Origin of the sequence: Micromonospora sp. NPDC048835, from assembly GCF_040649995.1 — a bacterium.
Lineage (GTDB): Bacteria > Actinomycetota > Actinomycetes > Mycobacteriales > Micromonosporaceae > Micromonospora.
The window spans coordinates 40,170-54,393 of sequence record NZ_JBEZGM010000028.1 but is presented as its reverse complement, the minus strand read 5'-3'; the positions used below and the strand labels follow the sequence as shown (position 1 = coordinate 54,393).

Here is a 14,224-nt window from a genome sequence, read left to right as displayed (position 1 = left end):
CAGGTCGGGCCCGACCGGCGGTCACCGTCGCTTCGGGTACGTCGGTGGACCCGGCCGCCGCCGACCGGCTCTGGGCGTACGCCGAGAAGGCACCCGCCTCGCGCTGACGGCGGCCGGCGCGGGTCGGCGAGGAATGAGCCGATCGTGGCGGGGTACGTGCCGCCATGGTCGCTGCCGGTCGCCGCGGAGCGGACGCGGGTCCGTCGACGGTCGTGCGGCTCCGGGACCGGGTGCTCGCCGCCGTGCGCGAGCGGATCCGTCGGGTACGGACCATCGGCGGCCTCGCCCTGCAGGCCGGCCTGGCCGCGGGGCTGTCCTGGTTCGTGGCGCACTCGCTGCTGCACGTGTCGCAGCCGGTCTTCGCGCCGATCTCGGCCGTCTCGACGCTCGCGGCGTCCGTCGGCCAGCGGTTGCGTCGCACCGTCGAGCTGATCATCGGGGTCACCGTCGGGGTGCTGATCGGTGACCTGCTGCTCCTGGTCATCGGCACCGGGTGGTGGCAGCTCGCCCTGATCGTGGTGCTGGCGATCGTCGTGGCGCTCTTCCTGGCGGGCAGTGCGGCGGTGGTGGTCCAGGCCGGGGCGACGGCGGTGCTCATCGTCACGCTCAGCCCGGTCGTGCGTGACCTGGAGATCCCCCGGTTCGTGGACGCGCTCGTCGGGGGAGGGGTGGCGCTGCTGGTCACTGCCGTGTTGCTGCCGCTGAACCCGTTGCGGGTGCTCAACCGGGCGGCACGGCCGGCGTTGGATCTCCTCGCGACCCAGTTGGACGCCACCGCCGAGGCGCTGAGCCACCGGGACGCGGCTCAGGCCCGCGCCGCCCGGAGTGAGCTGCGGCAGAGCGCGGGCCGGTTGAAGGCGTTCGTCGAAGCGACCCAGGGTGCCCGGGAGGCCAGCACCCTGTCACCGGTGTACTGGCGCCAGCGGCACGGGCCGGTGGGCCGCTACGCGCGGGCGGCGGAGCCGATCGACCGGGCGATGCGCAACAGCGGCACCCTGATCCGGCGGTCGGTGACGCTCATCGAGGACGACGAGCCGGTGCCGGAGTCGTTGCCGACGGCGCTTACCGATCTCGGCGAGGCCGTTCGCCTGCTCAAGCGGCAGTTCGCCGCCGGTGTCGAGCCGAATCGGGCGCGGGAGCAGGCGCTGCACGCGGTCCGGATGGCCGGGCACGCCTATCGGGACGGTGTCGGCTTCTCCGGCGCGGTGGTGGTGGCGCAGGTGCGGACGACCGTCAGCGACCTCCTGGTGGCGTCCGGGCTGACCCAGGAGGACGCGAACCACCTCGTCCGGCGGGTCTTTGGTGACCTCCGAGAGCCCGCTGACCAGTAACTGAGCCAATTGGCGCCATTCTGCTGAGCCAGAGCTGTTGCACTCTGAGCCAGAGTGGTGCCATGATGGTGCCATGGAGCTGAGGTCATACGTCGAGAACCTGCGTAACGAGTTCGCCGTTGCTGCGGAGGGTGTGGATCCGGAGGCCCGGGTCCTCGCCGAACGGCTCTTCACGCAACTGGAGGCGGCCACCCGTCTCACCCTGCTCGAGGCGCTGTCCGACGCGGCCGACGAGATCACCCGGGAGCTCGCGCCGGGTTCGGTGCACGTCCGGCTGCGTGGGCGTGAGCCCGACTTCGTGGTGGCGCCCGCCAGCCCGCCGGTCGAGCCGGCGAGCGAAGCGAGTGCTCCGCCGCCGATGTCGGTGCCGCTGGCCGCGCCGGAGGGGGACGAGGGCGGCACCTCGCGGATCAACCTGCGCCTCCCCGACCACGTCAAGGCCAGCGTCGAGGAGGCAGCCGGGCGTGCGGGCCTCTCGGTCAACGCCTGGTTGGTGCGCGCCGTCGCCGGTGCCGTCGCCGGTGCCGCCGGCGCGGGCGAGGCGGAGCGCCGGCCGCCCCGCCGTCCGGAGCCGCGCTTCGGCCAGCACTTCACCGGCTGGGCCCGCTGACTCCTCGCACCCCCAACACATCACGCCGCTGACCAGCGGTGACCTTCGCCGACCACCTTTCGGGAGACCACCATGCCTGTTTTCGACACGCCAGAACCGATTTTCACCCGGATCGAGATCCCGGTCGGCGACGTCTGGATCGCCGCCAGCGAACGCACCGACACGGTGGTGAACGTGCGGCCCCGCGACCCGTCGAGCAAGGCCGACCTGAGCGCCGCGGAGCAGACCACAGTCGAGTACGCCGCCGGGCGCCTGGTGGTCAGGGTGCCGAAGAACTGGCGTCGCTACGGGTTCGGTGCCGGACCGTCGGTCGACGTCCTGATCGAGCTGCCGACCGGATCGGGGGTACAGGCCGAGTCGTCGTGGGCGGCGTTCCGCTGCGAGGGTCGGCTCGGCGAGTGCCGCATCAAGACCGGAGGCAACATCCGGCTCGACGAGACCGGGCCGCTGGACATCGACTCCAGCCACGGCGAGGTCGCGGTCGAGCGCGTCCTCGGTTCCGCCCGGGTGAAGGTGTCGTCCGGCAAGGTACGTCTCGGTGCTGTCGACGGCAACGCCGAGATCAAGAACTCCTCCGGTGACTGCTGGATCGGCAGCGGCGGCGGCGACGTCCGGATCAACACGGCCTACGGCGACGTCACCGTGGACACCTCACTGGCCTCGGTGACCGCCCGCACCGCGTACGGCAACCTGCGCCTCGGCGAGGTCGTCCGGGGAGCCGTCGAGCTGCAGACCGCCTACGGCGCCATCGAGGTCGGCGTCCGTCGCGGGACCGCCGCGTGGCTGGACGTCAGTTCCAAGCACGGCCGCGTGCACAACGCACTGGAGTCGACCGACAGCCCGGCACAGACCGACGAGACGGTCGAGGTCCGGGCGAACACCTCCTTCGGCGACATCATGATCCGCCGCGCCTGACCCACCACCACGCCGACCTCGGATGAGGAGACCATGACCAGCCCCACGAACCCCGCGATCGTCGCCACCGACCTGCGCAAGTCCTACGGCGCCAAGGTCGTGCTGGACGGCATCGACCTGATGATCACCGAGGGCACGATCTTCGCGTTGCTCGGTCCCAACGGCGCCGGCAAGACCACCACCGTGCAGATCCTCTCCACCCTGATCGACGCCGACGGCGGCAACGCCCGCGTCTTCGGCCACGACCTGAGCCGGCAGCCCGACGCGGTCCGCGCGCTGATCGGTGTCACCGGCCAGTTCTCCGCCGTCGACAACCTGCTCACCGGGCGGGAGAACCTGATCCTGATGGCCGACCTGTGCCACCTGGACCGGGCCGCCGGTCGGCGACGGATCACCGAGTTGCTCGACCAGTTCGACCTGACCGAGGCGGCCGCCAAGCCGGTGTCGACCTACTCCGGCGGCATGCGTCGACGGCTCGACCTCGCGATGACCCTGGTCGGTGAGCCCCGCGTCATCTTCCTCGACGAGCCGACCACCGGCCTCGACCCGCGCAGCCGGCGGGCCATGTGGGAGATCATCCGCGGCCTCGCCGCCGAGGGCGTCACCATCCTGCTCACCACGCAGTACCTGGAGGAGGCCGACCAACTCGCCGACCGGGTGGCCTTCCTCGACCACGGCCGACTGATCGCCGAGGGCACGCCGCGCGAACTCAAGCGGCTCATCCCGGGCGGGCACGTCGTGTTGCAGTTCGCCGACCAGGAGGGGCTCGACTCGGCGGCCCGGACGTTCGACGCAGCCACCCGGGACGACGCGGCGCTCACCCTCCAGGTGCCAAGTGACGGCGGGGTCGGATCGTTGCGAACCCTGCTCGACCAGCTCGACCGCGCCTCGATCACCGTGGCCGGGCTCTCCGTACACACCCCCGACCTGGACGACGTGTTCCTCACCCTCACCGGTCAGCCCGATTCCCGGGCCGACCGACCCGACCACGAAAGGGCACCCGCGCGATGAGCACCCTCTCCCTCGCCGTCCGCGACTCGAGCACCATGCTGCGGCGCAACCTGCTGCACATGCGGCGGTACCCGTCGATGACGTTTCTGCTCATCGGTATGCCGATCATCGTCCTGCTGCTCTTCGTCTACGTCTTCGGCGGCACGCTCGGCGCCGGGCTCGGCCCGTCCGGCGACCGTTCCCAGTACGCCAACTACGTCACCCCCGGCATCCTGCTCATCACCGTGGTCAGCGCCGCACAGGGCACCGCCATCTCGGTCGCGATGGACATGACCGAGGGGATCATCGCCCGGTTCCGCACGATGTCGATCTTCCGGCCGTCGGTCCTGACCGGCCACGTGCTGGGCAGCCTGGTCCAGACCATGCTCAGCCTCGCGGCCGTCACCGTCGTGGCGCTGCTTGTCGGGTTCCGGCCCACGGCCAACCCGGTGGAGTGGCTCGCCGCGGTGGGCGTCCTCGCCCTGGCCACGTTTGCGCTGACCTGGCTCTCCGTCGCCCTCGGTCTGGTCAGTGACAGCGTCGAGACGGCAAGCAACCTGCCCATGCCGCTGATCCTGCTGCCGTTCCTCGGCAGCGGGTTCGTTCCCACCGACTCGATGCCGGCCGCCGTGCGGTTGTTCGCTGACTACCAGCCCTTCACGCCCATCATGGAGACCCTTCGCGGCCTGCTCCTGGGCACCGGGATCGGGAACAACGCGATCATCGCGGTGGTCTGGTGCGCCGTCATCACGGTGGCCTCCTTCCTCTGGGCCAAGGTCCTGTACAACCGCAACCGGGCGACCTGATCCGACCCGGCGCTCGTCCAGGTACCGCATCACCGAGCCGGCGGCTCGGCCCCTCTGGGCCGAGCCGCCGGCTCGTCGCGTCGTTGGTTCGGTGGCCGGTGGCGTCGCTCGGGGGCGGGTGGCCGGCGCGAGCGCATGATTGACTCGGGTTTCATGACCTCGGCCGGTCGCACCGCGACGGACCACGCGACTTCAGGAAACACGAGTCGACCTTGGCCCCCGGCACCGTCTGACGCGTAGGCCGACCCGGGCTTCGCAGGTCCATCAAGACGTTGAATGTTATCGATAACACGATCGCTTCGTCCGGTGGGGCGCGGCGTCGGGCGCCGCCCCGGCGCGCTCGCCGATGAGCCCGTATGACCATCGATGGCTGCGGTGTGGATCCATGCCCGGGAACGCGGCGCCCCGGCGATGTTATCGCTGCCATTCTTCCGCCGGGGGGAGTGGTCGCCATCTGGCGGTTACCCCCGGTGTCCGGCCCGCTGGGCGCGGTGGACCCGTCGGTCGCCGGGTCGTCGGGTCGGCACCCGCTCCGCGCGACAGCCCATTCGTCGGTTGAATCCGACCGGTGGCGTCGGATTCGCGCCTTTTACGCTGGTCCGCTATCAACCCTCCCGAGTCGGCGCTCTTCCGTGTTCCGTTACGGAGCTGTTGCGGCTGGATGTCTTGACGAGTCTGGATGTGAGCGTTAACACTATCCCCGTTAAGGTGGAGGTGAACATGAACCGTGTGGACGGAGCTGACGACCGCTACGTCGTCGGTGTCGATTACGGCACCCTGTCCGGGCGCGCTCTGGTGGTCCGTGTCGGCGATGGTGCCGAGTTGGGGACCGCGGTGCACGAGTACGGCGACGGCGTGATCAGCACGGCTCTTCCGGGAGGCCGATCACTACCCCCGGACTGGGCCCTGCAGAACCCGCAGGACTACCGCGACGTGCTGCGCTACGCCGTACCGGCGGCACTGTCCGCGGCGGGGGTGGACCCGGCGGCGGTGGTCGGCATCGGCATCGACTTCACCGCCTGCACCGTGCTGCCGACGCTCGCCGACGGCACCCCGCTGTGCGAGACGCCCGAGCTGCGCGACCGACCGCACGCCTGGGTCAAGCTGTGGAAGCACCACGCCGCCCAGCCGCACGCCGACCGGATCAACGCGTTGGCCCACGAGCGGGCCGAGCCGTGGATCGGCCGGTACGGCGGCAAGATCTCCGCCGAGTGGCAGTACGCCAAGGGTCTGCAGCTCCTCGAGGAGGACCCGGAGGTCTACGACCGGGCCGAGCGCTTCATCGAGGCCGCCGACTGGATCGTCTGGCAGCTCTGCGGCACCGAGACCCGCAACGTCTGCACGGCCGGGTACAAGGGCATCCTGCAGGACGGTCACTACCCCTCCGAGGGCTTCCTGACCGCGCTCAACCCCGACTTCGGCGGCTTCGTGGCCAAGCTGGACGGTCCGTTGCTGCCCCTCGGTGCCCGGGCCGGCTCCCTCACCGCCCAGGCCGCCGCCTGGACCGGCCTGCCGGAGGGCATCGCGGTGGCCGTCGGCAACGTCGACGCGCACGTCACCGCGGCGTCCGCGCAGGCGGTGCAGCCCGGTCGGCTCGTCGCCATCATGGGCACCTCGACCTGCCACGTCGTCAACGGCGCGGAGGTCGCCGAGGTGGCCGGCATGTGCGGTGTGGTGGACGGTGGCATCAGCCCCGGCGCGTGGGGTTACGAGGCCGGGCAGAGCGGCGTCGGCGACATCTTCGGCTGGTTCGTCGAGCACGCCGCCCCGGCGGGCGTCGACTCGCACGAACGCCTCACCGAGCTGGCCGCGAGCCAGCCCGTCGGCGCGCACGGCCTGATCGCACTGGACTGGTGGAACGGCAACCGTTCCCTGCTGGTCAACCACGACCTCAGCGGGATGATCGTCGGCATGACCCTGGCCACCCGGCCGGCGGACATCTACCGGGCTCTGCTGGAGTCCACCGCGTACGGCACTCGCATGATCATCGAGGCGTTCGTCGACGCCGGAGTCCCGGTGAACGACCTGGTGATCGCCGGTGGTCTGACGAACAACGCGCTGCTGATGCAGATCTACGCCGACGTGACCAGGCGCCCGCTGAACATCATTGCCTCGGCGCAGGGGCCGGCGCTGGGCTCGGCGATCCACGCCGCCGTCGCCGCCGGTGAGTTCCCCTCGATCCACGAGGCGTCGCAGGCGATGGGGCGGGTGCACGAGGCCGTCTACCGCCCGGATCCGGAGCGGGCGGCTGCCTACGACGCTCTCTACGCCGAGTACCGGGCGCTGCACGACCACTTCGGTCGGGGCGGCAACGACGTCATGCTCCGCCTGCGGGCGATCCGTAACGCGGCGGTCGAGACCGCCGCGGTCGCGGACGAGGCTGCGCTGGAGGTGGTCGCGTGAACGCCGAGGTGACCCGACAGATCGGCGAGCTGCGCGAGACCGTCGCGCGCCTGCACGCCGAGCTGACCCGGTACAACCTGGTCGCCTGGACGTCCGGCAACGTCTCCGCGCGGGTTCCCGGCCAGGACCTGATGGTGATCAAGCCGAGCGGGGTGAGCTACGACGACCTCACCGCGGCCACGATGGTGGTCTGCGACCTCGACGGCGTGCTCGTCGAGGGTGACTTCGCCCCGTCCAGCGACACCGCAGCGCACGCCTACGTCTACCGGGCCATGCCCGAGGTCGGTGGGGTCGTGCACACGCACAGCTCGTACGCGACCGCCTGGGCCGCGTGCGGGGAGTCGATCCCCTGTCACCTCACCGCACAGGCCGACGAGTTCGGTGGGGAGATCCCGATCGGCCCGTTCGCCCTGATCGGCGGTGACGACATCGGCAAGGGCATCGTCGCCACCCTGGCCGGGCACCGCTCGCCAGCGGTGCTGATGCGCAACCACGGCGTGTTCACCATCGGCCGCGACGCCCGCGCGGCGGTCAAGGCGGCGGTGATGTGCGAGGACGTGGCCCGTACCGCGCACCTGGCCCACACCCTCGGGCAGCCGGTCCCGATGGCACAGGCCGACATCGACTCGCTCTACGACCGCTACCAGAACGTCTACGGCCAACAACAAGTCGCACCGGCGGGTTCCTGACCCTGCACAGAAGACCCAGGGCCCGCCGGTCTGCACCACGACGCACCAGCACGCACCACCCGCGTACGCCGCCCTCACGCACCTCGGCGGCGGACGCGGTTACCCACCACATCCAGCCAAGGAGATTCGATGGGAAAGATGCGAACGCAGTCCGTTCGGTGGCGCGCTGCCGCGGTCCTCGCCAGCGTGTTGCTGGTCGGCGGCGTGGCGGCCTGTGGCAACAGTGACACCGGCGGCGGCGGGTCCAAGGACGACGGCAAGATCACGATGGGCTTCTCCCAGGTCGGTGCGGAGAGCGGCTGGCGTACCGCGAACACCACCTCGATCAAGGAGTCCGCGACCGCTGCGGGGGTCGAGCTGAAGTTCGACGACGCGCAGCAGAAGCAGGAAAACCAGATCAAGGCGATCCGCAACTACATCCAGCAGAAGGTCGACGTCATCGCCTTCTCGCCGGTGGTGGAGTCCGGGTGGGACACCGTGCTCAAGGAGGCCAAGGACGCCAAGATCCCGGTCATCCTGACCGACCGCTCGGTGGACTCGGCCGACAAGACGCTCTACAAGACGTTCCTCGGCTCGGACTTCGTCAAGGAGGGCCGGCTCGCGGGTGAGTGGCTGGTCGAGCAGAAGAAGACCGCCTCCGGCCCGGTGAACATCGTCGAGCTGCAGGGCAACACCGGTGCGGCGCCGGCCAACGACCGGAAGAAGGGCTTCGGCGAGGCCATCGCCGCCAACCCCAACCTGAAGATCATCGCCTCCCAGCCGGGCGACTTCACCCGGGCCGGCGGCAAGCAGGTCATGGAGCAGTTCCTCAAGGCCAACCCGAAGATCGACGTGCTGTTCGCGCACAACGACGACATGGGTCTGGGCGCGCTCGAGGCGATCACCGCCGCCGGCAAGGTTCCCGGCAAGGACATCACCATCATCACCGTCGACGCGGTGAAGGACGGCATGCAGGCTCTCGCCGACGGGAAGTTCAACTTCATCGCGGAGTGCAGCCCGCTGCTTGGCCCGCAGCTGATGGACCTGGCCAAGAAGGTCCACGCGGGCGAGGAGGTGCCGCCTCGGATCGAGACCGAGGAGACCACCTTCACCCAGGAGCAGGCGAAGGAAGCCCTGCCCAACCGTAAGTACTGATCGACGACGGGGTCGCCGCGCTCGCGTGGCGGCCCCGCCGCGTCGCCTCCCTACCCGAAACGGACCGGGCTTGGCCCGCGACGACCCCCGTACCACGCCCGCCCGAGCGACCCCGCAGGGACGACCGGGCGGGCGTGGCGGGGCGTAGCGGCCCTTCCGTGTCGACAACCCAGAAGAGGTCTGATGGGATGACGGATAGCCGTCCGGTCCTGACCATGACCGGGATCAGCAAGTCCTTCCCCGGGGTGCGCGCACTCCACGACGTCAACTTCCGGCTCTTCCCCGGCGAGGTGCACGCCCTGATGGGCGAGAACGGCGCCGGCAAGTCGACCCTCATCAAGGTGCTCACCGGCGTCTACGACACCGACCAGGGCGCGATCACCCTCGACGGCGAGCCCGTGTCGTTCAGCGGGCCGATGCAGGCGACCGCCGCCGGTGTGAGCACCGTTTTCCAGGAAGTCAACCTCTGCACCAACCTCTCGGTGGCGGAGAACATCTTCATCGGCCGTGAGCCCCGGCTGCTCGGCGCCGTCCGCTGGGGTGAGGTTCGCCGCCGCGCCCGAGCCCTGCTGGCCCGCCTCGATCTCGACCTCGACGTCAGCGCGCCACTCGGCTCGTACTCCCTGGCGATCCAACAGATGGTCGCCATCGCCCGCGCGATCGACATCCAGGCCCGGGTGCTGATCCTGGACGAGCCGACGTCGAGTCTCGACGCCGGTGAGGTGGCGCAGCTGTTCCGGATCATGCGGCAGCTCCGCGACGAGGGCATCGCCATCCTGTTCGTGACCCACTTCCTCGACCAGGTCTACGAGATCTCCGACCGGATCACGGTGCTGCGCAACGGTGGGCTCGTCGGCGAGTACCTCACCGCCGAGCTGCCCCAGCTCTCCCTCGTCGAGAAGATGATCGGCAAGGAACTCGACGTCCTGGAGGGCATCGAGGAGCACTCCCGCCGGGACCTGGCCGCGCTGGAGGAGGGCACCCCGCTGGTGGCGGTGTCGAACTTCTCCCGCTCGGGCGCGGTCGAGCCGTTCAGCCTCACCATCCACTCCGGTGAGGTGGTGGGCCTGGCCGGTCTGCTGGGCTCCGGGCGTACCGAGGTCGCGCGTCTGCTGTTCGGGGCCGACCGCACCGACGGTGGCCAGGTCGCGATCGACGGCACGGCGAGCAGCCTGCGCACCCCCGCGCAGGCCATCGACCACGGCGTGGGCTTCTGCTCGGAGAACCGCCGCGCGGAGGGCATCGTCGCGGACCTGTCGGTCCGCGAGAACATGATCCTCGCCATGCAGGCGGCTCGCGGCTGGCTGCGTCCCATTCCGCGCCGTCGCCAGGACGAGCTTGTCGACAAGTACGTCAAGGCGCTCAACATCCGGCCGGCGGACCCGGAGGTTCCGGTACGCAACCTCTCCGGCGGCAATCAGCAGAAGGTGCTGCTGGCCCGGTGGTTGATCACCGAGCCGCGACTGCTGATCCTGGACGAGCCGACCCGGGGCATCGACATCGGCGCGAAGACCGAGATCCAGAAGCTCGTGACGCAGCTGTCCGACGGGGGCATGGCGGTGCTGTTCATCTCCGCCGAGCTGGAGGAGGTGCTGCGCCTCAGCCACAAGGTGGCCGTCATGCGGGACCGCCAGATGGTCGCGCAGCTCGCCAACGACGAGGGCCTCGACGCCGACCGCATCATGCAGACCATCGCCAGCGGATCCCACCGGGAGGAGGCAGACCGATGAACGACACCACGAGCCGCTATCGGACGATGATCGGTCACCGGCTGTTCTGGCCCGCCGCCGTGCTGTTCGTCATGCTCGCCGCGAACACGATCTACCGGCCCGGGTTCCTGTCCATCGAGCTCAAGGACGGGCACCTGTACGGGACGCCTATCGACATCCTGCGGTTGAGCGCACCGCTGATCCTCGTCGCGTTGGGCATGACCCTGGTCATCTCCACCGGCGGCATCGACCTGTCGGTCGGCTCGCTCTGTGCGATCAGCGGCGCGGTCGCCTGCATGTACATCAGCAAGCAGCCCGACCAGAACAGCCTCGGCGTGGTGCTGACCGCGCTCGCCATGGCGCTTGGCATCTCGCTCGTGCTCGGCGCCTGGAACGGCGTGCTGGTGGCCGTGATCGGCATCCAACCGATCATCGCCACCCTGATCCTGATGGTGGCCGGGCGGGGTCTCGCCCAGCTGATCACCGAGGGTCAGATCATCACCATCAACTCCGAGCCGTACCGGGCGATCGGGCTGGGTCACCTGCTGACCCTGCCGCTTGCCATCTTCATCGCCCTCGCCGCGGCCCTGCTCGTCGCCGCGTTCACCCGTCGCACCGCACTCGGCATGATCATCGAGTCGGTGGGCGGCAACTCCGAGGCCAGCCGGTTGGCGGGCATCCGCTCCGGCCGGGTGGTGTTCCTCGTGTACGTGGCCAGTGCCGCGTGCGCCGCGGTGGCCGGCTTCATGATGACCGCGAACGTGTCCAGCGCCGACGGCAACGCGGCCGGTCTGTGGGTGGAGCTGGACGCGATCCTCGCGGTCGTCATCGGCGGCACCTCCCTCGCGGGCGGCCGGTTCTTCCTCGGTGGCACCATCATCGGCGCGCTGATCATCCAGACCCTGACCACCACGGTGTACGCCATGGACATCTCACCGCAGACCTCGCTGCTGTTCAAAGCGGTCGTGGTCATCGCCGTCTGCCTGATCCAGGCGCCGGCCTTCCGGGCCCGGTTCAGCCGCCGTAGGCGCAACGCGCCGCCGCCCGCCACCATCGCCGACAAGCCGAAGGAGCAGGTGCCGGCATGACCACTGGAACGCTTACCGCCGGTCGTACCCGGTTCCGGCTGCCGAGGAAGCAGATCCCGGTGCTGGCGACGCTCGCCCTGCTGCTGGTGATGTACGGCATCGGCGTGTCCCAGTACACGGCGTTCTCAAACGTGCAGGTCATCTTCAACGTGTTCATCGACAACGGCTTCCTGCTCGTCGTCGCGGTGGGCATGACCTTCGTGATCCTCACCGGCGGCATCGACCTGTCGGTCGGGTCGGTCGTCGCCATGACGGCGATGGTGTCCGCCGCGCTGCTCAGGGACGGCATGCCGGCGGCGCTGGTGCTGGTCATCGCCCTGCTCATCGGTCCGACGCTCGGCCTGCTGATGGGCTGCGCCATCCACTTCTTCGAGATCCAGCCGTTCATCGTGACGCTCGCCGGGATGTTCTTCGCCCGGGGCATGTGTACGTTCATCTCCGGCGCGTCCATCCCGATCACCGATGGGTTCTGGACCTCGATGTCGCAGGAGCGGATCGGCAATCCCTCCGGCAACTTCGTCTCGATCAGCGTGCTGATCGCCTTCGCCGTGGTCGTCGTCGCCGCGTACACGCTGGCCTACACCCGCCTGGGTCGCAACGTGTACGCCATCGGCGGCAACCCGCAGTCGGCGCTGCTGATGGGCCTGCCGGTGGGGCGCACCCGGATCGCCGTCTACACGATCAGCGGTCTGTGCTCGGCCATCGGCGGGATCCTGCTGTCCTTCTACACCCTCTCCGGCGCGCCGCTGATCGCCGTGGGGATGGAGCTGGACGTCATCGCCGCCGTCGTCATCGGTGGCACGGTGCTCACCGGCGGCGCGGGCTACGTCTTCGGGACGGTGCTCGGCGTCCTGGTCCTGGGCGTGATCCAGACCCTCATCACCTTCGATGGGAGCCTCAACTCCTGGTGGACCAAGATCGTGATTGGCGGCCTGCTCTTCGCGTTCATCCTCCTCCAGCGTCTCATCGGAATCCGTTACAAGTGACCGCCCCTCTCGCGGAAGGCAACTCCATGGCACCACACACACAACCCGAGATCTGGTTCCTCACCGGCAGCCAAGGCATGTACGGCGAGGAGACGCTCCGCCAGGTGGCCGAGCAGTCTCGCCAGATCGCGGCAGCGCTCGACGACTCACCGCAGATTCCCGCCCGCGTGGTCTGGAAGCCCGTCCTGACCAACAGCGGTGAGATCCTGCAGGTCTGCCGGGACGCCGCCGCTCAGGGTGCCGTCGGGGTCATCGCCTGGATGCACACGTTCTCACCGGCCAAGATGTGGATCTCCGGTCTGGACGCGTTGCAGACGCCGCTGCTGCACCTGCACACCCAGGCCAACGTCCTGTTGCCGTGGAACGACATCGACATGGACTTCATGAACCTGAACCAGGCCGCCCACGGCGACCGGGAGTTCGGGTACATCCAGACGCGTCTGGGCGTGGCCCGTAAGACGGTGGCCGGGCACGTCAGCGACCCGCGGGTTACCGAACGGGTCGGAGCCTGGGCGCGCGCCGCGCTGGGCTGGTCGGCCATGCGGTCGCTGCGCCTGGCCCGCTTCGGTGACAACATGCGCGACGTCGCGGTCACCGAGGGTGACAAGGTGGAGGCCGAGCTGCGGTTCGGGGTCTCGGTCAACACCTACGGCGTCAACGACCTGGTCGAGGTGGTCGGCGAGGTCACCGACGCGCAGGTGGACGATCTCGTGAAGGAGTACGAGGACACCTACCGCATCGTCGGCGCGCTGCTGCCCGGTGGCGACCAGCACGACTCGCTGCGGTACGCCGCGCGCCTGGAGCTGGGCATGCGTGCCTTCCTGGACGCTGGCGGGTTCCGGGCCTTCACCACGAACTTCGAGGACCTCGGGGGGCTGCGTCAGCTTCCGGGCATCGCCGTGCAGCGGCTGATGGCGGACGGCTACGGCTTCGGTGGCGAGGGTGACTGGAAGACCTCGGTCCTGGTCCGCACGCTCAAGGCGATGTCGGTGGGCGTCAGCGGCGGTACGTCCTTCATGGAGGACTACACCTACGACCTCACCCCGGGCAACGAGCTGGTGCTCGGCGCCCACATGCTCGAGGTCTGCCCGACCATCGCGTCCGACGTGCCGAACGTGGAGATCCACCCGCTGAGCATCGGTGGGCGGGAGGACCCGGTCCGGCTGGTGTTCGACGCCGCACCCGGCCCGGCGGTGGTGCTCGGCCTGTCCGACATGGGTGAGCGCTTCCGGCTGGTGGCCAACGAGATCGACGTGGTGGCCCCGCCGCAGCCACTGCGCCGGTTGCCGGTCGCCCGGGCCGTCTGGCGTCCGCGCCCCGACCTGCCCGTCTCGGCCGAGGCGTGGATCACCGCGGGCGCCCCGCACCACACCGTGCTGTCCCAGGCGGTCGGCGTGGAGGAGCTGCACGACCTGGCGGAGATGAGCCGCACCGAGCTGGTCGTCATCGACGCCGACACGCAGCCGCGCCGCTTCGCCGACGAGCTGCGCTGGAACCAGGCCTACCACCGGCTGGCCCGGGGCTTCTGACCCCTGCCGCCGTGGCGTGATCGACCCGGACCCT

General features: G+C 69.8%; 12 protein-coding genes. All 12 read left to right on the top strand.

Going from position 1 to position 14,224, the window contains the following annotated elements:
* Window positions 1-164: 164 nt before the first annotated feature.
* The 12 genes from AB0C15_RS26690 to araA all read left to right on the top strand — a co-directional run bounded on the left by AB0C15_RS26690 (window position 165) and on the right by araA (window position 14,190).
* On the top strand, window positions 165-1,331 hold the full coding sequence (locus tag AB0C15_RS26690; RefSeq protein ID WP_357356368.1) for an FUSC family protein: 1,167 nt from the start codon (window positions 165-167) through the stop codon (window positions 1,329-1,331).
* Window positions 1,332-1,404: 73 nt separating this feature from the next.
* Complete coding sequence (locus AB0C15_RS26685; protein ID WP_357356366.1) at window positions 1,405-1,941, top strand: hypothetical protein; 537 nt, start codon at window positions 1,405-1,407, stop codon at window positions 1,939-1,941.
* A 72-nt stretch (window positions 1,942-2,013) separates the two neighbouring features.
* Window positions 2,014-2,856 carry a DUF4097 family beta strand repeat-containing protein gene (locus AB0C15_RS26680; protein WP_357356364.1) on the top strand — a complete coding sequence of 281 codons (843 nt, stop codon included), beginning with the start codon at window positions 2,014-2,016 and terminating at the stop codon, window positions 2,854-2,856.
* Window positions 2,857-2,889: 33 nt separating this feature from the next.
* Window positions 2,890-3,867 (top strand): ATP-binding cassette domain-containing protein, encoded by a 978-nt coding sequence (locus tag AB0C15_RS26675; protein WP_357356362.1) that lies wholly within the window; start codon window positions 2,890-2,892, stop codon window positions 3,865-3,867.
* Window positions 3,864-4,652, top strand: coding sequence for an ABC transporter permease (locus tag AB0C15_RS26670; protein WP_357356360.1), 789 nt, complete (start codon window positions 3,864-3,866; stop codon window positions 4,650-4,652). The genes AB0C15_RS26675 and AB0C15_RS26670 overlap by 4 nt, the downstream gene beginning before the upstream one ends.
* A gap of 720 nt (window positions 4,653-5,372) precedes the next feature.
* Entirely contained in the window at window positions 5,373-7,055 is a 1,683-nt protein-coding gene (gene araB / locus AB0C15_RS26665) for a ribulokinase (RefSeq protein ID WP_357356358.1), read from the top strand.
* Window positions 7,052-7,744 (top strand): L-ribulose-5-phosphate 4-epimerase, encoded by a 693-nt coding sequence (locus tag AB0C15_RS26660; RefSeq protein ID WP_357356356.1) that lies wholly within the window; start codon window positions 7,052-7,054, stop codon window positions 7,742-7,744. The genes araB and AB0C15_RS26660 overlap by 4 nt, the downstream gene beginning before the upstream one ends.
* A 138-nt stretch (window positions 7,745-7,882) precedes the next feature.
* Window positions 7,883-8,878 carry an ABC transporter substrate-binding protein gene (locus AB0C15_RS26655; RefSeq protein ID WP_357356429.1) on the top strand — a complete coding sequence of 332 codons (996 nt, stop codon included), beginning with the start codon at window positions 7,883-7,885 and terminating at the stop codon, window positions 8,876-8,878.
* 188 nt (window positions 8,879-9,066) lie between these two features.
* Window positions 9,067-10,608 carry a sugar ABC transporter ATP-binding protein gene (locus AB0C15_RS26650; RefSeq protein ID WP_357356354.1) on the top strand — a complete coding sequence of 514 codons (1,542 nt, stop codon included), beginning with the start codon at window positions 9,067-9,069 and terminating at the stop codon, window positions 10,606-10,608.
* Window positions 10,605-11,675, top strand: coding sequence for an ABC transporter permease (locus AB0C15_RS26645; protein WP_357356352.1), 1,071 nt, complete (start codon window positions 10,605-10,607; stop codon window positions 11,673-11,675). The genes AB0C15_RS26650 and AB0C15_RS26645 overlap by 4 nt, the downstream gene beginning before the upstream one ends.
* Entirely contained in the window at window positions 11,672-12,661 is a 990-nt protein-coding gene (yjfF, locus tag AB0C15_RS26640; RefSeq protein ID WP_357356350.1) for a galactofuranose ABC transporter, permease protein YjfF, read from the top strand. The genes AB0C15_RS26645 and yjfF overlap by 4 nt, the downstream gene beginning before the upstream one ends.
* Window positions 12,662-12,687: 26 nt before the next feature.
* The gene (gene araA / locus AB0C15_RS26635; RefSeq protein WP_357356348.1) at window positions 12,688-14,190 is read left to right on the top strand and encodes an L-arabinose isomerase; all 1,503 of its coding nucleotides are present in this window, start codon (window positions 12,688-12,690) and stop codon (window positions 14,188-14,190) included.
* Window positions 14,191-14,224: the final 34 nt, after the last annotated feature.

Coding starts and splice junctions, on each gene's coding strand:
- AB0C15_RS26655 (WP_357356429.1), top strand. CDS start 7,883: ATGCGAACGCAGTCCGTTCGGTGGCGCGCTGCCGCGGTCCTCGCCAGC.
- AB0C15_RS26645 (WP_357356352.1), top strand. CDS start 10,605: ATGAACGACACCACGAGCCGCTATCGGACGATGATCGGTCACCGGCTG.
- araB (WP_357356358.1), top strand. CDS start 5,373: ATGAACCGTGTGGACGGAGCTGACGACCGCTACGTCGTCGGTGTCGAT.
- AB0C15_RS26650 (WP_357356354.1), top strand. CDS start 9,067: ATGACGGATAGCCGTCCGGTCCTGACCATGACCGGGATCAGCAAGTCC.
- AB0C15_RS26690 (WP_357356368.1), top strand. CDS start 165: ATGGTCGCTGCCGGTCGCCGCGGAGCGGACGCGGGTCCGTCGACGGTC.
- AB0C15_RS26675 (WP_357356362.1), top strand. CDS start 2,890: ATGACCAGCCCCACGAACCCCGCGATCGTCGCCACCGACCTGCGCAAG.
- yjfF (WP_357356350.1), top strand. CDS start 11,672: ATGACCACTGGAACGCTTACCGCCGGTCGTACCCGGTTCCGGCTGCCG.
- araA (WP_357356348.1), top strand. CDS start 12,688: ATGGCACCACACACACAACCCGAGATCTGGTTCCTCACCGGCAGCCAA.
- AB0C15_RS26680 (WP_357356364.1), top strand. CDS start 2,014: ATGCCTGTTTTCGACACGCCAGAACCGATTTTCACCCGGATCGAGATC.
- AB0C15_RS26670 (WP_357356360.1), top strand. CDS start 3,864: ATGAGCACCCTCTCCCTCGCCGTCCGCGACTCGAGCACCATGCTGCGG.
- AB0C15_RS26685 (WP_357356366.1), top strand. CDS start 1,405: ATGGAGCTGAGGTCATACGTCGAGAACCTGCGTAACGAGTTCGCCGTT.